At 73.5% G+C, this 20,464-nt stretch carries 22 protein-coding genes; 17 read left to right on the top strand and 5 right to left on the bottom strand.

From position 1 onward, the window contains the following. The first annotated feature begins 85 nt into the window (after positions 1 to 85). On the top strand, positions 86 to 1,162 hold the full coding sequence (locus ACFYUZ_RS16680) for an ABC transporter permease (RefSeq protein ID WP_389309636.1): 1,077 nt from the start codon (positions 86 to 88) through the stop codon (positions 1,160 to 1,162). Then, complete coding sequence (locus tag ACFYUZ_RS16675) at positions 1,159 to 1,839, top strand: ABC transporter ATP-binding protein (protein WP_389309634.1); 681 nt, start codon at positions 1,159 to 1,161, stop codon at positions 1,837 to 1,839. The genes ACFYUZ_RS16680 and ACFYUZ_RS16675 overlap by 4 nt, the downstream gene beginning before the upstream one ends. 9 nt (positions 1,840 to 1,848) lie before the next feature. Here ACFYUZ_RS16675 and ACFYUZ_RS16670 read toward each other — a convergent pair whose 3' ends face one another. Together ACFYUZ_RS16670 and ACFYUZ_RS16665 are read right to left on the bottom strand one after the other, a co-directional pair. After that, entirely contained in the window at positions 1,849 to 2,277 is a 429-nt protein-coding gene (locus ACFYUZ_RS16670; RefSeq protein ID WP_389309632.1) for a DUF6223 family protein, read from the bottom strand. Between the two features lie 722 nt (positions 2,278 to 2,999). Next, the gene (locus ACFYUZ_RS16665; RefSeq protein ID WP_389309630.1) at positions 3,000 to 3,806 is read right to left on the bottom strand and encodes an IclR family transcriptional regulator; all 807 of its coding nucleotides are present in this window, start codon (positions 3,804 to 3,806) and stop codon (positions 3,000 to 3,002) included. A gap of 327 nt (positions 3,807 to 4,133) precedes the next feature. On the opposite strand from ACFYUZ_RS16665, the gene allB reads away from it, so the two are divergent. Both allB and alc read left to right on the top strand, forming a co-directional pair. Continuing rightward, positions 4,134 to 5,468 carry an allantoinase AllB gene (allB, locus tag ACFYUZ_RS16660; RefSeq protein WP_389309628.1) on the top strand — a complete coding sequence of 445 codons (1,335 nt, stop codon included), beginning with the start codon at positions 4,134 to 4,136 and terminating at the stop codon, positions 5,466 to 5,468. 1 nt (position 5,469) lies between these two features. Then, positions 5,470 to 6,585, top strand: coding sequence for an allantoicase (gene alc / locus ACFYUZ_RS16655; RefSeq protein ID WP_389309627.1), 1,116 nt, complete (start codon positions 5,470 to 5,472; stop codon positions 6,583 to 6,585). Positions 6,586 to 6,834: 249 nt separating this feature from the next. Here the strand turns inward: alc and ACFYUZ_RS16650 are convergent, their stop codons facing one another. Next, complete coding sequence (locus tag ACFYUZ_RS16650) at positions 6,835 to 7,575, bottom strand: SDR family NAD(P)-dependent oxidoreductase (RefSeq protein ID WP_389309625.1); 741 nt, start codon at positions 7,573 to 7,575, stop codon at positions 6,835 to 6,837. 193 nt (positions 7,576 to 7,768) lie between these two features. Here ACFYUZ_RS16650 and ACFYUZ_RS16645 point away from each other — a divergent pair, with 193 nt between their 5' ends. From ACFYUZ_RS16645 to ACFYUZ_RS16635, 3 genes are all read left to right on the top strand, one after another. Beyond that, on the top strand, positions 7,769 to 8,377 hold the full coding sequence (locus ACFYUZ_RS16645; RefSeq protein ID WP_389309623.1) for a dihydrofolate reductase family protein: 609 nt from the start codon (positions 7,769 to 7,771) through the stop codon (positions 8,375 to 8,377). A gap of 115 nt (positions 8,378 to 8,492) precedes the next feature. After that, positions 8,493 to 9,419: a DMT family transporter gene (locus ACFYUZ_RS16640; protein ID WP_389309621.1), complete on the top strand. Its 927-nt coding sequence runs from the start codon at positions 8,493 to 8,495 to the stop codon at positions 9,417 to 9,419. A gap of 11 nt (positions 9,420 to 9,430) precedes the next feature. Then, positions 9,431 to 9,790 carry a hypothetical protein gene (locus tag ACFYUZ_RS16635; RefSeq protein WP_389309620.1) on the top strand — a complete coding sequence of 120 codons (360 nt, stop codon included), beginning with the start codon at positions 9,431 to 9,433 and terminating at the stop codon, positions 9,788 to 9,790. 19 nt (positions 9,791 to 9,809) lie between these two features. Here the strand turns inward: ACFYUZ_RS16635 and ACFYUZ_RS16630 are convergent, their stop codons facing one another. Further along, positions 9,810 to 10,046, bottom strand: a complete 237-nt coding sequence (locus ACFYUZ_RS16630; protein ID WP_389309619.1) for a hypothetical protein — start codon at positions 10,044 to 10,046, stop codon at positions 9,810 to 9,812. Between the two features lie 146 nt (positions 10,047 to 10,192). Between ACFYUZ_RS16630 and ACFYUZ_RS16625 the strand changes: the two genes are divergently transcribed. Genes ACFYUZ_RS16625 through ACFYUZ_RS16610 form a run of 4 tightly spaced genes read left to right on the top strand, consistent with a single transcriptional unit; the run spans position 10,193 to position 13,707 of the window. Then, positions 10,193 to 11,404 (top strand): sensor histidine kinase, encoded by a 1,212-nt coding sequence (locus tag ACFYUZ_RS16625; RefSeq protein WP_389309617.1) that lies wholly within the window; start codon positions 10,193 to 10,195, stop codon positions 11,402 to 11,404. Then, a complete protein-coding gene (locus tag ACFYUZ_RS16620; RefSeq protein WP_389309615.1) occupies positions 11,401 to 12,075 on the top strand; it encodes a response regulator in 675 nt (224 codons plus the stop codon). The genes ACFYUZ_RS16625 and ACFYUZ_RS16620 overlap by 4 nt, the downstream gene beginning before the upstream one ends. Positions 12,076 to 12,092: 17 nt before the next feature. Continuing rightward, positions 12,093 to 13,271 carry a cytochrome P450 gene (locus tag ACFYUZ_RS16615; protein ID WP_389309613.1) on the top strand — a complete coding sequence of 393 codons (1,179 nt, stop codon included), beginning with the start codon at positions 12,093 to 12,095 and terminating at the stop codon, positions 13,269 to 13,271. A 4-nt stretch (positions 13,272 to 13,275) separates the two neighbouring features. Then, complete coding sequence (locus ACFYUZ_RS16610; protein WP_389309611.1) at positions 13,276 to 13,707, top strand: PaaI family thioesterase; 432 nt, start codon at positions 13,276 to 13,278, stop codon at positions 13,705 to 13,707. Here ACFYUZ_RS16610 and ACFYUZ_RS16605 read toward each other — a convergent pair. Next, positions 13,696 to 14,766 (bottom strand): Gfo/Idh/MocA family oxidoreductase, encoded by a 1,071-nt coding sequence (locus ACFYUZ_RS16605; RefSeq protein ID WP_389309608.1) that lies wholly within the window; start codon positions 14,764 to 14,766, stop codon positions 13,696 to 13,698. The genes ACFYUZ_RS16610 and ACFYUZ_RS16605 overlap by 12 nt on opposite strands. Positions 14,767 to 14,905: 139 nt before the next feature. On the opposite strand from ACFYUZ_RS16605, the gene ACFYUZ_RS16600 reads away from it, so the two are divergent. The 6 genes from ACFYUZ_RS16600 (at position 14,906) to ACFYUZ_RS16575 (ending at position 20,421) form a co-directional block, all read left to right on the top strand. Next, positions 14,906 to 15,625, top strand: coding sequence for a GntR family transcriptional regulator (locus ACFYUZ_RS16600; protein ID WP_389310284.1), 720 nt, complete (start codon positions 14,906 to 14,908; stop codon positions 15,623 to 15,625). 88 nt (positions 15,626 to 15,713) lie between these two features. Continuing rightward, on the top strand, positions 15,714 to 16,733 hold the full coding sequence (locus ACFYUZ_RS16595; RefSeq protein ID WP_389309605.1) for a sugar ABC transporter substrate-binding protein: 1,020 nt from the start codon (positions 15,714 to 15,716) through the stop codon (positions 16,731 to 16,733). Further along, positions 16,730 to 17,785 (top strand): ABC transporter permease, encoded by a 1,056-nt coding sequence (locus ACFYUZ_RS16590; protein WP_389309602.1) that lies wholly within the window; start codon positions 16,730 to 16,732, stop codon positions 17,783 to 17,785. The genes ACFYUZ_RS16595 and ACFYUZ_RS16590 overlap by 4 nt, the downstream gene beginning before the upstream one ends. Then, positions 17,782 to 18,576: an ATP-binding cassette domain-containing protein gene (locus ACFYUZ_RS16585; protein WP_389309599.1), complete on the top strand. Its 795-nt coding sequence runs from the start codon at positions 17,782 to 17,784 to the stop codon at positions 18,574 to 18,576. Before ACFYUZ_RS16590 ends, ACFYUZ_RS16585 begins: the two co-directional genes overlap by 4 nt. Before the next feature lie 58 nt (positions 18,577 to 18,634). Continuing rightward, positions 18,635 to 19,810, top strand: a complete 1,176-nt coding sequence (locus ACFYUZ_RS16580) for an ROK family glucokinase (RefSeq protein ID WP_389309596.1) — start codon at positions 18,635 to 18,637, stop codon at positions 19,808 to 19,810. After that, positions 19,807 to 20,421, top strand: coding sequence for a hypothetical protein (locus tag ACFYUZ_RS16575; RefSeq protein WP_389309594.1), 615 nt, complete (start codon positions 19,807 to 19,809; stop codon positions 20,419 to 20,421). The genes ACFYUZ_RS16580 and ACFYUZ_RS16575 overlap by 4 nt, the downstream gene beginning before the upstream one ends. The last annotated feature ends 43 nt before the right edge of the window (positions 20,422 to 20,464 follow it).

Below are 20,464 nucleotides of genomic sequence, written 5' to 3'. Positions count from 1 at the left end.
CGATCCGGACTCAACCGAAAGTTTGATTACGGAGCCATCCGTGGCGCGATGCCCGCGGGGCCCCTCGCCGACCACTCTGGTCAGCATGTTCGTGGCATGGAGAGACCTGAGATTCGCCAAGGGGCGTTTCACCCTCATGGGCACCGTGATCGTGCTGATCACCCTGCTCGTGGGGTTGTTGTCCGGGCTGACCGCCGGACTCGCGCGAGAGAACATCTCCGCGATCACCGGTCTGCCCGCCGACCGGCTGGCCTTCGCGGCGCCGCCGTCCGGGCAGTCGGTCTCCTTCACCAACTCGGCGGTGGCGGAGGAGCAGTGGCGCGGCTGGGCGGAGCGGCCCGGGGTGACAGAGGCCGATCCGCTCGGCATCCGCACCCTCAACGCCGCCGCCGGGGACCGCACCGCCGCCGTCTCCGCCTTCGGCACGGAACCGGGCGCGGGACTCGCCCCCGCCGCCGTCGGCACGGGCAAGGCCGTCCTGTCCGAGTCGGCGGCCCGGGAGCTGGCCGTGGGGGCCGGCGACCGCGTCCGCCTCGGCCCGCTGGAGGTCACCGTCGCCGCGGTCGCGGGCGACGCCTCGTACAGCCACACGCCCGTGGTGTGGACCTCCCTCGACGACTGGCAGAAGCTCGGCCACAACGGCTCCGCAGCGGGGGAACAGGCCACCGTGATCGCGCTGAGCGGCGACGGCGTCGACTGGGCGGCCGGTGACAGGGCCGCCGGCACCGAGGCCCGCACCCTTGACGGCGCCCTCACCGCCATAGGGTCCTACCAGGCCGAGAACGGCTCGCTGCAGCTGATGCGCGGCTTCCTCTTCGCCATCTCCGCGCTCGTCATAGGAGCCTTCTTCACCGTCTGGACCATCCAGCGCAGCGGCGACGTCGCCGTCCTCAAGGCGCTCGGCGCCTCCACCCCGTACCTCCTCAGGGACGCCCTCGGGCAGGCCGTCCTCATGCTCACCGCGGGCACCCTGCTCGGCACCGCGCTCGCGGTCGGCATCGGCGCCCTCGTCAGCGGCGGGAACGTGCCCTTCGTCCTCGAACCGCTCACCGTCCTCGGGCCGGCCGCCGTGATCGTCGTCCTCGGTGTCCTCGGCGCCGCCCTGTCCATCCGGCGGATCACCGCCGTCGACCCCCTCACCGCCCTCGGGAGCGCCCGATGAGCCTCGTCCTCGACGCCGTCACCCTCACCTACCCCGACGGCGACGGCCGGCTCACCGCCCTCGACGCCGTCTCCCTGACCGTCCCCGCCGGCACGCTCACCGCCGTCGTCGGGCCCTCCGGCTCCGGCAAGTCCAGCCTCCTCGCGGTCGCCGCCACCCTGGTGACCCCGGACGAGGGGCGGGTCGTCGTCGCCGGGACGGACACGGGGGCGCTCACCCCCGCCGCCAAGGCGGAGCTGCGCCGGGAGCACATCGGGATCGTCTTCCAGCAGCCGAACCTGCTGCCCTCGCTGAGCGCGGTGGAGCAGCTCCAGGTGATGGCCCATCTGTCGGGACGTCCTCCGAAGGCGGTACGGGACCGGGCCCTGGACCTCCTCGACGCGGTGGGCCTCGCGGACCGGGCCCACCGGCGGCCGCACCAGCTGTCGGGCGGCCAGCGGCAGCGCGTGAACATCGCGCGGGCGCTGATGAACGAGCCGTCCGTCCTCCTGGTCGACGAGCCGACGAGCGCCCTGGACCACGAGCGGGGGGCGGCGGTCATGGACCTCCTCGCCGCGCTGACGGCCGAGCGCGGGACGGCGACGGTCCTGGTCACCCACGACCGCACGCACCTGGCCCGCACGGACCGCACGGTGACGGTCCAGGACGGCCGCCTGGCGGAGTCGGTGCGGGCCTGAGGCGGGCCGTCATCCGGCCCGGCGGGACCGGGAGCGGGACCGCCACCCCACGGCGACCGAGGCCAGGCCCACCAGCACGGCGACGTACGCGCCGCCGAGGCCGTTGCCGGTGCCGAGGCCGCCGTCGGCGGTGACCGCGACGGCCGTCCCGACGGCCACGGCGATCGGCCCGGCCACGAGGGCCGTGACGGAACCGTTCCGGCGGGCCCAGGCGCGGACGCGCCCCGGGCCCGCCGAGCGGGTCGGCGCCAGGCCGCCGGCGACCACGCCGAGGAGGCCGACCAGCGCGGCCGACGAGGCCCCGACGCGACCGACGCTCAGGGTGTAGACGCTCGCGGCGACCGGCGGGACGGAGGCTTCGGCGGCCGCCGGCACGGCGAGCGCCAGGCCGCCGATCAGGGCGGCTCCGGTCAGGGCGAGTACGGTGCGGACCGACATGGGGTGCTCCTTCTCCGCGGGGAACGGGACGGTCCGAGCATGGCCGCCGGACCGGCCGCGCGTCGTCCGGCGGGCGCGGTCACTTCGCGCTGCCGCGGGCGCGGCAGGAACGGCGGCGACTACCGCGTCCGCGGTAGTCGCGGCTCCTCCGCGGGCGGGATCCGCCCACCCCTTCCGCGCGGCCGGGGCGCGCGCGTGGTCAGAGGACGGTTCGGTGTCCCGGACGGCGTCGTCGACGCGGCGACCGCCGTGGGCGTGACGGGGCTCTGCTGCTCACCGGGGCTTCCGGGGGCACGCGGCCGGCGGCCTCGACCTCCTGGGCCTCGGGCTCCTCGCCGCCGGCGGACCGGCCCCGGCCGCGCGCCGGCGCGCTCCGGTCGCCGTCCTGGTCGTGACCGGGCTGTGCGCGGTCGGCCATCGGACGGCGGCCGGGAGGGGCTGGTTCTGGCGGAGGAGCGCCTGCCGGACATCGCGCCGGTGGACATCCGGATGCCCGTCGTGGACGGCGTCGAGCCGACCCGGCGCAGCGCCGCCGATCCGGCTCCGGCCGGGGTGCGCATGGTCGCGTCCTCGCCTACGGGTCGGGGCTGGTGTCACCGCGTGCTCCCCGGCCCTGACGCACGGCTTCGGGGCCGACGGCCCGACGGCCCTCGCGCTCGCGTGCGTCTTCGCCCCCCCCCCGGCCCGCCCCGCGGCGACGGGCCCGGGAGGCGTCCCGGGGCTCAGCCCTGGCCGTTGCCCGAGGTGTTCGCCAGGGCCGTCGACAGTTCGCGGGCCACTTCCTGGAGGATCGGGACGATCTTCTCGGTGGCCGCCTCGGTGACCCGGCCCGCCGGGCCCGAGATGGAGATGGCCGCCGCGGTGGGGGAGTCGGGTACGGAGACCGCGAGGCAGCGGACCCCTATCTCCTGCTCGTTGTCGTCGACCGCGTAGCCCGTCTCGCGGACCGCCACGAGCGCGTCGAGGAAGCCGTCCGGCGTGGTGATGGTCTTCTCGGTCGCGGCCGGCATGCCGGTGCGGGCGAGCAGCGCCCGGACCTCCTCCGCCGGCGTGTGCGCCAGGAGCGCCTTGCCGACGCCGGTCGAGTGCGGCAGGACCCGGCGGCCGACCTCGGTGAACATGCGCATGGAGTGCTTGGACGGCACCTGCGCGACGTACACGATCTCGTCGCCGTCGAGCAGCGCCATGTTCGCGGTCTCGCCGGTCTCCTCGACGAGCCGCGCCAGGTAGGGGCGGGCCCAGGTGCCGAGGAGGCGGGAGGCGGACTCGCCGAGCCGGATGAGCCGGGGGCCGAGGGCGTAGCGGCGGTTGGGCTGCTGCCGCACGTAGCCGCAGGCGACGAGGGTGCGCATCAGGCGGTGGATGGTGGGGAGCGGGAGTCCGCTGCTGGCGGAGAGCTCGCTCAGCCCTACCTCGCCCCCGGCGTCGGCCATCCGCTCCAGGAGGTCGAAGGCGCGCTCAAGGGACTGGACGCCGCCGCTCGCGGCGGGCTTGGCGGCGTCGGTGGTGCTGGCGCTGGACGTCGGCACGTCAACGGTCCTTTCGGGGCAGGCGGGCAAGGCAGCAGCCTACCGGGCCGCCGGCCGGGGTACATGGTCCCGGTACCGGCGTCAGCGCCGGTCAGGGGGTGTTTGTCCGGTGTCGGTGACGGCCCGGAGCGGTCCGGGTCCGGCTCGCATGTGTGGAGCTACGTTCTACTGTACGAAATTTCCATTCCACTTTGTGGAAACATCTAAGTCGGGTCCACCGGCGCCCGATGCTGGAAGTGTGCCCTTGACGACCCCTCGCTCGGAAGTGAAGACTCCTTTTCAACAGTTCGTTGAAATTCCGTTGAAGTGCTTGAAGAAGGGGTACGGGTGGACGTCAACCTGGTCCTGCGCTCGACACGCGTCATCACCCCCGAGGGGACGCGCCCGGCGTCGATCGCCGTCTCCGGAGGGACGATCGCGGCCGTGCTGCCGTACGACGCCGAGGTGCCCGCAGGCGCCCGGCTCGAGGACGTCGGCGACGACGTCGTCCTCCCCGGGCTCGTCGACACCCACGTCCACGTGAACGACCCGGGCCGCACCGAGTGGGAGGGTTTCTGGACCGCCACCCGCGCGGCCGCCGCCGGCGGCATCACCACCCTGCTCGACATGCCGCTCAACTCGCTGCCCCCGACCACCACCGTGGAGAACCTGCGCGTCAAGCAGGAGGTCGCCCGCAGCAAGGCCCACATCGACGTCGGCTTCTGGGGCGGCGCCCTGCCCGACAACGTCAAGGACCTGCGCCCCCTCCACGACGCCGGCGTCTTCGGCTTCAAGTGCTTCCTCTCGCCCTCCGGCGTCGAGGAGTTCCCGGAGCTCGACCAGGAGCAGCTGGCCAACTCGCTCGCCGAGATCTCCGGCTTCGACGGCCTGATGATCGTGCACGCCGAGGACCCGCACCACCTCGCCGCCGCGCCCCAGCGGTCGGGCGGCGCCTACGCCGACTTCCTCGCCTCCCGCCCCCGGGACGCCGAGAACACGGCCATCGAGAACCTGATCAACCAGGCCCGCCGGCTCAACGCCCGCGTCCACGTCCTGCACCTCTCCTCCTCGGACGCGCTGCCGGTCCTCGCCGCCGCCAAGGCCGAGGGCGTGAAGATCACCGTCGAGTCCTGCCCGCACTTCCTCACGCTCACCGCCGAGGAGATCCCGGACGGCGCCACCGAGTTCAAGTGCTGCCCGCCCATCCGCGAGGCCTCGAACCAGGACGCCCTGTGGCAGGGGCTCGCGGACGGCACGATCGACTGCATCGTCTCCGACCACTCCCCGTCCACCGCAGACCTGAAGACCCCCGACTTCGCCTCCGCCTGGGGCGGCATCTCCTCCCTCCAGCTCGGCCTGCCGGCCATCTGGACCGAGGCCCGCCGCCGCGGCCACACCCTGGAGGACGTCGTCCGCTGGATGTCCGAGGGCCCGGCCCGGCTCGCCGGACTCACCCGCAAGGGCGCCATCGAGGCCGGCCGCGACGCCGACTTCGCCGTCCTCGCCCCCGACGCCACCTTCACCGTCGACCCGGCCGAGCTCCAGCACCGCAACCGGATCACCGCCTACGCGGGCAAGACCCTCAGCGGCGTCGTCACCTCCACCTGGCTGCGTGGAGAGCGGATCGCCGACCACGGCACCCTCGCCGAGCCCTCCGGCCGCCTCCTCGAAAGGAACAACTGACGTGTCGTCCGTACCCAGCTTCACCGGTGACGCGAGCCCCTACGGCGGCGGCGACCCGTACGCCGACTACCGGACGGCCGACTTCCCCTTCACCCAGTACGCGGACCTCGCGGACCGGCGCCTGGGCGCGGGCGTCATCGCGGCCAACGACGAGTTCTTCGCCGAGCGCGAGAACCTGCTCAAGCCCGAGGCCGCCGAGTTCGACCCCGAGCACTTCGGCCACAAGGGCAAGATCATGGACGGCTGGGAGACCCGCCGCCGCCGCGGTGTATCGGCCCAGCAGCCGCACCCCACCGAGGACGACCACGACTGGGCCCTCGTCCGCCTCGGCGCGCCCGGCGTCGTCCGCGGCATCGTCGTCGACACCGCCCACTTCCGCGGCAACTACCCGCAGGCCGTCTCCGTCGAGGCCACCTCCGTGGCCGGCTCGCCCTCGCCCGAGGAGCTCCTCGCCGACGACGTGAAGTGGACGACGCTGGTCCCGCGCACCGCGGTCGGCGGCCACGCCGCCAACGGCTTCGCCGTCGACGTCGAGCAGCGCTTCACGCACCTGCGCGTCAACCAGCACCCCGACGGCGGCATCGCCCGTCTCCGCGTCTACGGCGAGGTCGCCCCGGACCCGGCGTGGCTCGGCGTCCTCGGCACCTTCGACCTCGCGGCCCTGGAGAACGGCGGCCAGGTCGAGGACGCCTCGGACCGCTTCTACTCCCCGGCCACCAACACCATCCAGCCGGGCCGCTCCCGCAAGATGGACGACGGCTGGGAGACCCGCCGCCGCCGCGACAAGGGCAACGACTGGATCCGCTACGGCCTGGTCGCCGAGTCCGAGATCCGCGCCGTCGAGATCGACACCGCCTACCTCAAGGGCAACAGCGCGGGCTGGGCCGCCCTCTCCGTCGCGGCCGAGGGCTCCGAGGAGTGGACCGAGATCCTGCCCCGGACCCGCCTCCAGCCCGACACCAACCACCGGTTCGTGCTCGACACCCCGGCCGTCGGCTCCCGCGTCCGGATCGACATCTACCCGGACGGCGGCATCTCCCGCCTCCGTCTCTTCGGCTCCCTCACGGAGGCCGGCGCGGCGCGGCTGACCGCCCGCCACCAGGAGCTCGGCGGCTGACCGACTCCTCCACCGACTGGGCGGGCACGACACCCCGCCCGGCCCGCGAGGGCGCACCGACCCGACAGCACCGGTGCGCCCTCGCGCCACCCCCTTTTTTTACGGCTCGGCTCGCCTCCGGGCGCCTGGAGCCGGGCTCACGGCCCCGACCGTGCTCGCCTCCCTCGTTCCTCGGGAGGCTCCGCGCGCTCGGGGCCGTTCCCCCGGCGGCGCCCTTCGGCTCGCTCGCCGGGTCCCTCGGACGAGGCGTTACGCGGCGTGCCCGCCGTCCACCGAGAACTCGGCGCCCGTCACGTACCGCCCGCCGGGCCCCGCCAGGAAGGCGACCATCGCCGCCACCTCGTCCGGGGTGCCGAAGCGGCCGAGCGCCGTCATCGCCGCCTGCCCCTCCGCGTACGGCCCGTCCGCCGGGTTCATGTCGGTGTCGACCGGACCGGGGTGGACGATGTTCGCCGTGATGCCGCGCCCGCCCAGCTCCCGGGCGAGCGCCTTCGTCAGGCCGATCAGCGCGGCCTTGCTCATCGTGTAGAGGCTCCCGCCGGGGCCCGGCACCCGCTGGGTCATGCAGGTGCCGATCGTGATGATCCTGCCGCCCTCGGAGAACCGCGCCGCGGCCGCCTGCGAGGCGAGGAACGCCGCCCGCACGTTGACGTCCAGGACCCGGTCCACGTCCGCGAGGGAGAGCGACTCCAGCGGACCGAGGACGCCGGCGCCGACGTTGTTCACCAGGACGTCGAGGCGGCCGAGGGCGTCCGCCGCCCACTCCACCGCGCCCGCCGCGTCCCCGGCGTCGGCCGCGTCGGCCCGCAGGGGCAGCGCCTTGCGGCCGGCCGCCTCGATCCGCGCGGCGACCTCCTTGGCCCGCGCCTCGCCCTGGACGTAGGTGAAGGCCACGTCGGCTCCCTCCCGGGCCAGCCGCACCGCCGTCGCCGCGCCGATCCCCCGGCTGCCGCCCGTCACCAGGACCGCCGTGCCGTTCATCGTGGACATCCCGAAACCTCCGTGAGAAGTACCAACTGGTTGCGGGTTCAATGAAAGTCGGCGGGGCGTCCGAACGCTGGCGGGAATCGGACGCCGACCCGGCCGGCGGGACACCGCCCCGTCCGCCGATGACTTCCGCCGGGCGGTGGAGTCGGAAGGGGTGAGACACGATGGTCCGGAGAACAAGGAAGGGCACCCCGCCATGGCCACCCTCAGCCTCACCCAGTTCCTCACCCTCGACGGCGTCGTCCAGGCACCCGGCGGCCCCGAGGAGGACCCCAGCGACGGCTTCGAGCACGGCGGCTGGTCCGTGCCGTTCGGCGACGAGGACTTCGGACGGCGCATCACCGAGATCTTCGCCCGCCCGACCGCCTTCCTCCTCGGCCGCCGCACCTACGACATCTTCGCGGGCTACTGGCCCCGGCACACCGACCCCGCCGACCCCGTCGCCTCCAAGCTCAACGCCCTCCCCAAGTACGTCGCCACCACCACCCTCACCTCCGCGGACTGGGAGGGCACCACCCTGCTCCGCGGCGACGTCGTCAAGGAGGTCGCCGCCCTCAAGGAGCGCACCGACGGCGAGATCCAGATGCACGGCAGCGCGGGCCTCGCCCGGACCCTCCTCGACCACGACCTCATCGACGTCCTCCACCTGCACGTCTTCCCCGTGGTCCTGGGCACCGGCCGCCGCCTCTTCACCGACGGGGTCCGCCCCACCGCCTTCCGCCTCACCGACGCACGCACCACCGCCGCGGGCGTCGCCCTCCACACGTACGAACTGGCCGGACGCCCCACGTACGGCAGTTACTGACCCGTACCGGAAGAACGGTGTAGCCACCACGGGCCCGTCCCGGTTACGGTGATCGCCCCGAGTGCGAGCCGTCGAAGTCTCCACCCCTTCGGAAGAGTGGGAGAACCGGCCCGCGATGTCCTCGATCGCCGCACCCGTGTCCCTCGGCGCCCCGCGCCGCGCCTGGCTCACCGACCTGCCCGTCCTGCTCGTCGCCCTCGTCTGGGGCACCAGCTATCTCGCGGCCAAGGGCATCACCACCGGCCACACCGTCATCGCGGTCCTCGTGCTGCGGTTCGCCGTGGTGGTGCCCGTCCTCGTCGCCGCGGGGTGGAGCAGGCTCCGGGCCCTGAGCGCGGCCCAGTGGCGCGGCGCCACGACCCTCGGGCTGATCCTCGGCGGGATCTTCCTCCTGGAGACGTACGGCGTCGTCCACACCTCCGCCACCAACGCGGGCCTGATCATCAGCCTCACCATGATCTTCACCCCGCTCGCCGAGGCCGCCGTCACCCGCGTCCTCCCGCCCCGCGCCTTCCTCGCCGCCGCCGCGCTCTCCGTCACCGGTGTCGTCCTGCTGACCCAGGGCGGAGGTTTCACCGCCCCCTCCCCCGGCGATCTGCTCATGCTGCTCGCCGCCCTCGCCCGCACCGTCCACGTCCTGGCCATGTCCCGGATCAAGGCGGTCCGGTCGGCCGACTCGCTCTCCCTCACCACCGTCCAGCTCGGCTCCGCCGTCGCCGTGTTCGCCGTCATCGCCGCCCTCCCCGGCACCGGCGCCTCGCCCTGGGCCGTCGCCCTCGACTTCGGTCCGCGCGAGTGGGCCGGGCTCCTCTTCCTCTCCGTCTTCTGCACGCTCTTCGCCTTCTTCGTGCAGATGTGGGCCGTCCGCCGCACCTCACCCTCCCGGGTCAGCCTCCTCCTCGGCACCGAGCCGCTCTGGGCCGCCGCCGCGGGCATCGCCCTCGCCGGCGACCGCCCCGGCGCCCTCGGCCTCGCGGGCGCGATCCTCGTGCTCGCGGGCACCAGTTGGGGCCGCCGCACGGCCGACAAGGGCGCCGGGTAGGTTCTTCGACCATGCGTTCACTCGTGTACGACAATGCGTTCCGCGCCCGTGCCCGACGCACCCAGGCATGGGGTCTCGGACTCCTCGCCGTGGCCGTGCTCCTGTGGATCTGGCTCGCCGTGCTCCTCTTCACGCCCTACGAGACCGGTGAGCGCGGCCGCGAGTGCACCTCCCGGTTCACCAGCGAGAACCTCCACAACAGCGACAGCCGCTGCGTCGACGAGCGCGACTGGCCCGAACTCCTCGCCGTTCTCGGCGCGTCCGTGCCCGTGGCCGTCCTCGGCGGCGTCCTCCACACCAGCGGCTCCGTCTCCCACCGCATGGCCGAACACCTCGCCGAGGTCACCCGCCTCGACCGGGCGAGCGCCTGACCCCCGGGAAGCCGCCCGCTCAGTCCTTCGTCATCCGTCTCTCCCCCACCCGGCTCCCCACGATCGCGAGGACCAGCCCGAAGACCGCGACGACGACGTTCGCGAACAGCTCCCGGCCCTCCAGGAACCCCACGTTCTCCGTGAGGAACCGGGTCAGACCCATGAAGTGGAACCAGCCGCCGGTCAGCTCGCGGATCACTCCGGCGACGCCCGCCAGGAGCAGCAGCACTCCGACACCCTCGAGAAACTTCTTCATGAGCCGATCATGGCGAGGCGGGTCGACCGGCCGCGTCCGCCGCTCGTCTACCGGGGTCGATACCAAAGTATCGACCTCGGCGACTCCGGTAGCCCGACGGCCCGCACGACCGCCGGCACGCACCCGGCCTGCGTACATTTGCGGACATGACTCGTACGGACCGGCAGCGTTGGCTGCTCCCCTCCCACCTGGTCGAACCGGGCGGGACCGGAGCGGCCCGGCCCCGCCGTACCCTCCGCGACTGGACCGTGGACACCGTCCTGTTCCTCCTCGCCGCGTTCGTCGGTCTCCTCGCCGCCGACGCCAGCGCGCAGTACACCAGCGAGGCCGTCACCCTCGTCGACCAACTGGTCGGCGCCGCCGCCTGCTGCGCCCTCTGGCTGCGCCGACGGTGGCCCGTCGGGCTCGCCGTCGCCCTCTCCCTGGCGAACCTCGTGGCCCCGGTCGCCGCCGGAGCCCTCCTCGCGAGCCTGTTCAGCGTCGCCGTGCGCCGCCCGTTCCGCGAGATCGCCTGGATCGGCGCCCTCGCCGTCGCCACCTCCGTCGCCCAGGTCTTCGTCCGTCCCGACCCCACCACCCACGCCGGTCTCTCCATCGCCCTCGGCTTCATCCTCATCCTCCTCGTCACCGCCTGGGGCATGCTCGTCCGCTCCCGGCGCCAGCTCGTCGAAGCCCTCAGGGAGCGGGCCCGCCGCGCCGAGGCCGAGGCCGGACTGCGCGCCGCCCAGGCCCAGCGGCTCGCCCGCGAGGCCATCGCCCGGGAGATGCACGACGTGCTCGCCCACCGGCTCACCCTGCTGAGCGTGCACGCCGGAGCCCTGGAGTTCCGGCCGGACGCCCCGCCCGAGCAGATCGCCCGTGCCGCCGGAGTCATCCGCGACAGCGCGCACGAAGCCCTCCAGGACCTCCGCGAGATCATCGGCGTCCTGCGCGCCCCCGGCGAGAACGGCGACGGCGACCGGCCCCAGCCCACCCTCGCCACCCTCGACGCACTGGTCGAGGAGTCCCGCGAGGCCGGTGCGGAGGTCGTCCTCGACACCACCGTCGACGACCCGGCCGCGGTGCCCGCCGCCACCGGCCGCACCGTCTACCGCATCGCGCAGGAGGCCCTCACCAACGCCCGCAAGCACGCCCCCGGCACCACCGTCACCGTCACCGTGCGCGGCCGGCCCGGCGAAGGCCTCACCGTCGACGTCCGCAACCCGGCCCCCGCCGGCCCGGTGCCCCACGTCCCCGGCTCCGGCCAGGGCCTCATCGGCCTCACCGAACGCGCCGCCCTCGCCGGCGGCCGACTGGAGCACGGTCCGGCCCCCGACGGCGGTTTCGCCCTGCACGCCTGGCTACCGTGGCCCCCATGACCATTCGGCTGATCGTCGTCGACGACGACCCCCTGGTCCGCGCGGGCCTCGCCCTCATGCTCGGCGGCGCGGAAGACCTCGAGATCGTCGGCGAGGGCGCCGACGGCCGGGACGTCCCCGAACTCGTCGCCCGGCACGCCCCGGACGTCGTCCTCATGGACATCCGCATGCCCCACGTGGACGGCCTCACCGCCACCGAGCGGCTCCGCGCCCGCCCCGGCGCCCCCGAGGTCGTCGTCCTCACCACCTTCCACGCCGACGAGCAGGTGCTGCGCGCCCTGCGGGCCGGTGCCGCCGGTTTCGTCCTCAAGGACACCCCGCCCGCGGAGATCGTCGCCGCCGTCCGCCGGGTCGCCGCGGGCGACCCCGTCCTCTCGCCGGCCGTCACCCGCCGGCTCGTGGCCCACGTCGTGGAGCGGCCGGAACGCCCACCGCGGCGCACCACGGCCGCCGGGCGCCTGACCGGACTCGGCGACCGCGAGAGGGAGGTGGCCGTCGCCGTCGGACACGGGCGGTCGAACGCCGAGATCGCCGCCGAGCTGTACATGAGCGTCCCCACGGTCAAGACCCACGTCTCGCGGATCCTCGCCAAGCTCGGCCTCAACAACCGTGTCCAGATCGCGCTCCTCGTCCATGACGCGGGCCTCGTCGACGCGGACGACGACGACTAGTCGGATAGTCTGCTTCGATGTCCGTCATCGAACTGGGGGAGTACGGCGCGGACTTCACCGCGAACCCGTACCCCTACTACGCGAAGCTCCGTGAAGCAGGGCCCGTCCACGAGGTGCGGATGCCCGACGGCTTCCAGTTCTGGCTGATCGTCGGCCACGAGGAAGGACGCTCGGCGCTCGCCGATCCCCGGCTCGCCAAGTCCCCCTCCGTCATCGGCGTCCGGCCCCCGGAGGAGGACGTCATCGGCGTCCACCTCCTCGCGGCGGACGCCCCCGACCACACCCGGCTGCGCCGCCTGGTCACGGCGGAGTTCACCGGCCGCCGGGTCGAGAGCCTGCGCCCCCGCATCGAGCGGCTCACCCACGAACTCGCCGACGCCATGGAACCGGCCGGCCGCGCCGACCTCGTCGACGCCTACGCCTTCCCGCTGCCGATCACCGTCATCTGCGAGCTCCTCGGCGTCCCCGCGGAGGACCGCGAGACCTTCCGCGGCTGGTCGAACGAGCTCGTCACCCCGACCGGCGAGCGGGGCATCCTCGACGCCCTGGAGGGCTTCGGCGGCTATCTCGACGGACTCGTCGAGGACAAGCGGGCCGCGGGGCCCGCCGACGACCTGCTCTCCGGTCTGATCGCCGCTCGCGCCGAGGACGGCGACCGGCTCTCCGGCCCCGAACTCCGCGCCATGGCCTACCTGTTGCTCATCGCCGGCCACGAGACGACCGTCAACCTGATCTCCAACACCGTCCGCAACCTGCTCACCCACCCCGAGCAGCTCGCCGCCCTGCGCGCCGACCCGGGACTCCTCGACGGGGCGATCGAGGAGTCCCTGCGGTACGACGGACCGGTGGAGACCGGCACCTTCCGCTTCACCCGGGAGCCCGTCACCATCGGCGACACCGTCGTCCCGGCGGGAGAGAGCGTCCTCGTGGGGATCGGGGCGCTCGACCGGGATCCGGCCCGCTTCCCCGAGCCCGACCGCTTCGACATCCGCCGCGACACCAGGGGGCACCTCGCCTTCGGCCACGGCATCCACTACTGCCTGGGCGCGCCGCTCGCCCGCCTGGAGGGCAGGATCGCGCTCCGGACACTTCTGGACCGCTTCCCCGGGCTGGAACTCGACGCGGAGGCCGGTTCGTTCGAATGGCTGCCCGGCATGCTCATGCGCGGGACCCGTCATCTCCCCGTTCGGTGGTGAACCCTTGAGCGACCAGACCCCCGCCCTCGACCTCGACCTCGACCTCGCCCGGAAGGTCCTCGACGCACAGCCGTTCAGCCGGCTCGTCGGCGCCCGCCTCACCGAATTCGGCGCGGGCCGTGCGGTCCTCGAGGTGGACCACCGCGACGAGCTGAGGCAGCAGAACGGCTTCCTGCACGGCGGCGTGCTCTCGTACGCGGCCGACAACGCGATCACGTTCGCCGCGGGCGCCGAGCTCGGCGCGGCCGTGCTGACGGCCGGGTTCTCCATCCAGTACGTCCGGCCCGCGACGGGCGGAGTGCTGCGCGCCCGGGCGGAGGTGGTCCACGCCGGGCGGCGGCAGGCGGTGGTGCGCTGCGACCTGTCGACCGTCGACGAGCGGGGCGCCGAGACGCTGTGCGCGGTGGCCCAGGGCACGGTGCTCTCAGCCGGCTGAACCGGCCCCGCCGCCCCCGGCCGGTCCGCCCGCCCCGGCGGGCCGGACCGGCCCCCGCTCCCGTCGCGCGTCCTGGACCGGGACCGGCCGCCGCTCCCGTCGCGAGCGCTCGCACGCCTCGGCGATCCGGAGCGCCGCCAGGGCCTCCCGGCCGTCGCAGGGGTTGGGCGCCTCGCCGCGCACCAGCCGTACGAAGGCGTCCAGCTCCGCCTCGTACGCGGGGGCGAACCGCTCCAGGAAGCCGGGCCAGGGCTTGCCCGGGGCGGGCGGGCCCTGCGGCTCCACCGAGGCGAGCGGGGTCCGGTCGTCCAGGCCCACCGCGATCTGGTCCCGCTCGCCCGCCAGCTCCATGCGGACGTCGTACCCGGCGCCGTTGCACCGGGTCGCGGTCGCCGTCACCAGCGTCCCGTCGTCCAGGGTGAGCACGGCCGCGGCCGTGTCCACGTCGCCGGCCTCCCGGAACATCGCCGGCCCGGAGTCCGAGCCCGTCGCGTACACCTCGACGACCTCCCGCCCGGTCACCCAGCGGACGATGTCGAAGTCGTGCACGAGGCAGTCGCGGAAGAGACCGCCGGAGAGCGGCAGATACGCGGCGGGCGGCGGCTCCGGGTCGGAGGTGGCCGCCCGCACGGTGTGCAGCCGGCCGAGCCGCCCCGCCCGCACGGCCTCGCGCGCCGCCCGGTACCCCGCGTCGAAGCGGCGCATGAACCCCAGCTGGAGCACCGTGCCCGCCTCCGTCACCGCGTCCAGCGCCCGCAGCGTCCCCGGCACGTCCAGGGCGATCGGCTTCTCGCAGAAGGCCGGCAGGCCCGCCCGGGCGGCGCGGGCGATCAGCTCCGCGTGCGCGGCCGTCGCCGAGGCGATCACCACGGCGTCCAAGGCGTGCCCGAGCAGCGCGTCCACGTCCGGCGCCGCCTCCGCGCCGAGCGCCCCCGCCACCCCGGCCGCCCGGACGGCGTCCGCGTCCGCCAGGACCAGCGACTCGACCTCCGGATGCCGGGCCAGCACCCCCGCGTGGAAACTCCCGATCCGTCCCGTACCGATCAGTCCGATGCGCATGGGCCCACCGTGGAGGCGGACGGCCCGACTGTCAAGGATTTGTCAGGACAACCGGACGTCACGACTTCCCGTCATCAGCGCCCCGGGCTACGCTCCCCCCGTGCCCAAGCAGTCCGGCTCCCCGCTTCCTCCGCTGGCCGTGGACCGCACGAGTCCGGTCCCGCTCTACTTCCAGCTGGCCCAGCAGCTGGAGACCGCCGTGGAGAACGGGACGCTGTCCCCGGGCACCCTCCTCGGCAACGAGATCGACCTCGCCACCCGCCTCGGCCTCTCCCGGCCCACCGTCCGCCAGGCCATCCAGACCCTCGTCGACAAGGGCCTCCTGGTCCGCCGCCGGGGCGTCGGCACCCAGGTCGTGCACAGCAGGGTCCGGCGCCCGATGGAACTCAGCAGCCTGTACGACGACCTCGCCGCCGCCGGCCGGCGCCCCGCCACCCGGGTCCTGGTCAACCGCCTCGAACCCGCGACCGGATCCGCCGCCGCGGCCCTCGGCGTGCCCGAGGGCACCGAGGTCCACTACCTGGAGCGGATCCGCACCGCGCACGGCGAGCCCATGGCGTACCTGCGCAACCACCTGCCCACGGGGATCGTCGCCCCCGACACCGAGCTCCTGGAGACCACCGGCCTCTACCGCATGCTCCGCTCCGCCGCGCACACCCTGCACAGCGCCCGCCAGTCCGTCGGCGCCCGCGCCGCGACCGCCGAGGAGGCCGCGCTCCTCGACGAACCGGAGGGCGCGCCGCTGCTCACGATGGAGCGCGTCACCTTCGACGACACCGGACGCGCCATCGAGTACGGCTCCCACCTCTACCGGGCGGCCCGCTACTCCTTCGAGTTCCAGCTGATGGCCCGTCCGTAGCCACTCGAGGGGGCCCCTCGGCAGTGCCACGACCCGCATGACCGATACTGCAATGCACGCAGAAGGACACAAAGGAGGGCACGGCCTCGTGACCAGGCTTCGGACAGGAGGGGTACGCGCCGCAGTCGGCGCCGTGCTCGCCCTCGCACTCACCGCGGCGCTCGCCGGGTGCAGCAGCACCGGCGGGAAGCGGGCGGAGGACGCCCGCAAGGCCGCCGAGGCCCAGGGCAGGGCGGCCGTCGACACCCCCCGGTGGACCTTCGCCATGGTGACCCACTCCGGCGACGGCGACACCTTCTGGGACATCGTCCAGAAGGGCGCCAAGCAGGCCGCCGCCAAGGACAACATCAACTTCCTCTACGCCCACAGCGACGAGGCGCAGCAGCAGGCGCAGCTGATCGACTCGTACGTCGCCAAGGGCGTCGACGGACTGATCGTCACCCTCGCCAAGCCCGACGCCATGAAGGCCGCCGTCGAGAAGGCCGTCAGGGCCGGCATCCCGGTGATCACCGTGAACTCGGGCGCCGAGCAGTCCAAGGCCTACGGGGCGCTCACCCACATCGGCCAGGACGAGGCCGTCGCCGGCGAGGCCGTCGGCGAGGAGCTCGACAAGCGCGGGAGGAAGAAGGCCCTCTGCGTCCTGCACGAGCAGGGCAACGTCGGCCACGAGCAGCGCTGCGCGGGCGTGAAGAAGACCTTCGACGGCGAGCTGGTGAACCTCTACGTCGACGGCACCAACATGCCCGACGTCAAGGCCTCCATCGAGGCCAAGCTCCAGTCCGACAAGGACGTCGACGCCGTCGTCACCCTCGGCGCCCCCTTCGCCGACACCGCCGTCCAGGCCGCGAAGGGCGCCGGCAGCAAGGCCGAGGTCGACACCTTCGACCTCAACGCCAAGGTCGCGACCGCCCTGGAGGCCGGCACCCTCGGCTTCGCCGTCGACCAGCAGCCCTACCTCCAGGGCTACGAGGCCGTCGACCTGCTCTGGCTCTACCGCTACAACGCCGACGTCCTCGGCGGCGGCAAGCCGGTCCTGACCGGCCCCCAGATCATCACCAAGGACCAGGCCGCCGCCCTGAAGGAGTACGCGGATCGGGGCACCCGATGAGCTCCACCGCCCCGCCGTCGGACGGCGTCGACCACGTCGACGAACGGCTGCTGCGCACCACCCCCCTGAAGAAGCTGCTCGCCCGCCCCGAGCTCGGCTCGGTCGTCGGCGCGGTCGCCGTCTTCGCCTTCTTCGCGGTGGCCGCCGACAGCTTCCTCAAGCCCTCCAGCCTCGGCACGGTCCTCTACGCGGCCTCCACCATCGGCATCATGGCCGTCCCGGTGGCCCTGCTGATGATCGGCGGAGAGTTCGACCTCTCCGCCGGCGTCCTGGTCACCAGCTCCGCGCTGGTCTCCTCGATGTTCAGCTACCAGATGACGGCGAACGTCTGGGTCGGCGTCGGCGTCTCGCTGCTCGTCACCCTGGCGATCGGCGCCTTCAACGGCTTCATGCTGACCCGCACCAAGCTGCCCAGCTTCATCATCACGCTCGGCACCTTCCTCATGCTGTCCGGCCTGAATCTGGGCCTCACCAAGCTGATCAGCGGCACCGTCTCCACCAAGACCATCGCCGACATGGAGGGCTTCCCCTCCGCCCGGAAGCTGTTCGCCTCCGAGTGGACGATCGGCGGCGTCGAGTTCAAGGTCACCATCCTGTGGTGGTTCGGCCTCGTCGCGCTCGCCACCTGGATCCTGCTCCGCACCCGCTTCGGCAACTGGATCTTCGCCGTCGGCGGCGGCGCCGACGCGGCCCGCGCGGTCGGCGTCCCCGTCCACCGCACGAAGATCGGCCTCTACACGGCCGTCGCCCTCTGCGCCTGGATCTCCGGCCAGCACCTGCTCTTCTCCTTCGACGTCGTCCAGTCGGGCGAAGGCGTGGGGAACGAGCTGATCTACATCATCGCGGCCGTCATCGGCGGCTGCCTGATCACCGGCGGATACGGCTCGGCCATCGGCTCGGCGGTCGGCGCCCTCATCTTCGGCATGACCAGCAAGGGCATCGTGTACGCCGAGTGGAACCCCGACTGGTTCAAGTTCTTCCTGGGAGCGATGCTCCTCCTGGCGACCCTGCTGAACGCCTGGATCCGCAAGCGCGTGGAGGCGACCAAGTGACCACGGAGTCGACTCCGCTCGTGGAGCTGGCCGACGTCAGCAAGTACTACGGAAACATCCGCGCCCTAGAAGGGGTCTCCCTGGAGGTCCGCGCGGGCGAGATCTCCTGTGTCCTCGGTGACAACGGCGCCGGCAAGTCCACCCTCATCAAGATCGTCGCCGGTCTGCACCGGCACGACGCCGGAACCTTCCGCATCGAGGGCGAGGAGGTCGCCCTCGCCAACCCGCGCGACGCCCTCGACCGGGGCATCGCCACCGTCTACCAGGACCTCGCCGTCGTCCCCCTCATGCCGGTCTGGCGGAACTTCTTCCTCGGCTCCGAACCCACGAGGGGCAGGGGACCGCTCAAGCGCCTCGACGTCGAGCTGATGCGCACCACGACCCGCGAGGCGCTGCTGCGCATGGGCATCGACCTCCGTGACGTCGACCAGCCCATCGGCACCCTCTCCGGCGGCGAGCGCCAGTGCGTGGCCATCGCCCGTGCGGTCCACTTCGGCGCCAAGGTCCTCGTCCTCGACGAGCCGACCGCCGCGCTCGGCGTCAAGCAGTCCGGGGTCGTCCTGAAGTACGTGGCGGCCGCCCGCGACGAAGGCCTCGGAGTGGTTCTCATCACCCACAACCCGCACCACGCCTACCTCGTCGGCGACCGTTTCGTCCTCCTCAAGCGGGGCCTCATGGCCGCGAGCCACACCAAGGACTCCGTCACGCTCGACGAGTTGACCCGGCAGATGGCGGGCGGCAGCGAGCTGGAGGACCTGCGGCACGAACTGGAGCGGCCGACCGGCACGTGACCGGCCCGCTCCGCGACGTGACGGCCCCTTGACACCCCACCTGGCAGAATCGGAGCCGATGAGTACCTACCGTGACCTCGCCCACCGGGGAGCCGCCCGCGGGACCGTGCTGCGGACCGTCGGGAGCCGGGAGCGGCGCTCCCACCTGACGGCGCCCCGGGTGCCGACCGTCGGCATCGACATCGGCGGCACGAAGGTGATGGCCGGCGTCGTCGACGCCGACGGCAACATCCTGGAGAAGCTCCGCACGGAGACCCCGGACAAGTCCAAGAGCCCCAAGGTCGTCGAGGACACCATCGTCGAGCTGGTCCTGGACCTCTCCGACCGGCACGACGTGCACGCCGTCGGCATCGGCGCGGCCGGCTGGGTCGACGCCGACCGGGCCCGGGTCCTCTTCGCCCCGCACCTCGCCTGGCGCAACGAACCCCTCCGCGACGCCCTCCAGGGCCGCCTCGCCGTCCCCGTCATGGTCGACAACGACGCCAACACCGCCGCCTGGGCCGAGTGGCGCTTCGGCGCCGGACGCGGCGAGGACCACCTCGTCATGATCACCCTCGGCACCGGCATCGGCGGCGCCATCCTGGAGGACGGCCAGGTCAAGCGGGGCAAGTACGGCGTCGCCGGAGAGTTCGGCCACATGCAGGTCGTCCCCGGGGGCCACCGCTGCCCCTGCGGCAACCGCGGCTGCTGGGAGCAGTACAGCTCGGGGAACGCGCTGGTCCGCGAGGCCCGCGAGCTGGCCGCCGCCGACTCCCCGGTGGCGTACGAGATCATCGATCGGGTCAAGGGGAACATCCCCGAGATCACCGGCCCCCTCATCACCGAGCTCGCCCGCGAGGGCGACGCCATGTGCGTCGAGCTGTTCCAGGACATCGGCCAGTGGCTCGGCGTCGGCATCGCCAACCTCGCCGCCGCCCTCGACCCCTCCTGCTTCGTCATCGGCGGGGGCGTCTCCGCCGCCGACGACCTGCTCATCGGCCCCGCGAGGGACGCCTTCCGCCGCCACCTCACCGGCCGCGGCTACCGTCCCGAGGCCCGCATCACCCGCGCCCAGCTCGGCCCCGAGGCCGGCATGGTCGGCGCCGCCGACCTCGCCCGGCTCGTCGCCCGCCGCTTCCGCCGCGCCAACCGGCGCCGCGTCGAGCGGTACGAACGGTACGAGCGCTACGCCCAGGCCCTGCGCAACGGGACCTCGGGCCGGACCGCACGCACCCCCGAGGACCCCTCTTCATGACCCTGCCCCAGCAGACCACCCTGTCCCAGCAGGCCACCCTGCCTCAGCAGACCGTCCTGCCCCGCCCCCCGCAGGACAGGCTGCCCGAGGACCGCCGGCACATGATCCGCCGCCGCTGGCTGACGGCCGTCATCATCGTGCTGCTCGTCGGCATCCCGGCCGGCTACCTCGTCATCTCCGCGGGCCAGAGCCGCGACAGCGGCCGGGACAAGGAGCGCGAGTCGTCGGCGGCCGGCCTCCAGGACAACTGGCCCTCGCTGATGAAGCGGCGGGTCTTCGAGATCCCGATCCCCTCCGGGGCCTGGGACGTCGCCTACTACGAGACCAGCAACTGGAAGACCAGCCGGCTGTACGTCCAGTTCACGACGACCGCCGGAGGCCTCGACGCCTTCCTCGCCGAGTCCGGGACCGCCCGCTCCGCGCTCACCCCGGGCCGGGTCACCGTCGGCGAGCGCGACGCCGACATCGCCGGCTGGACCTTCGCCCACGGCGTGACCTGGACGGGCTCCGTCGTCACCCGCGAGGAACCGCGCCCGCGGACCGACATCACCGTCGACCTCACCGACCCCGCCTTCCCGCGGGTGTACGCGGTGTCGACGACGAGCCCCTGACGCGGTCCCCTCCGGGAGGGCGGACCCACCGCCGCCGGCGACC

The sequence above is a fragment of the Streptomyces sp. NPDC004266 genome, assembly GCF_042874095.1.
Classification (GTDB): Bacteria; Actinomycetota; Actinomycetes; order Streptomycetales; family Streptomycetaceae; genus Streptomyces.
This window is presented reverse-complemented; position numbering and strand designations above follow the sequence as displayed.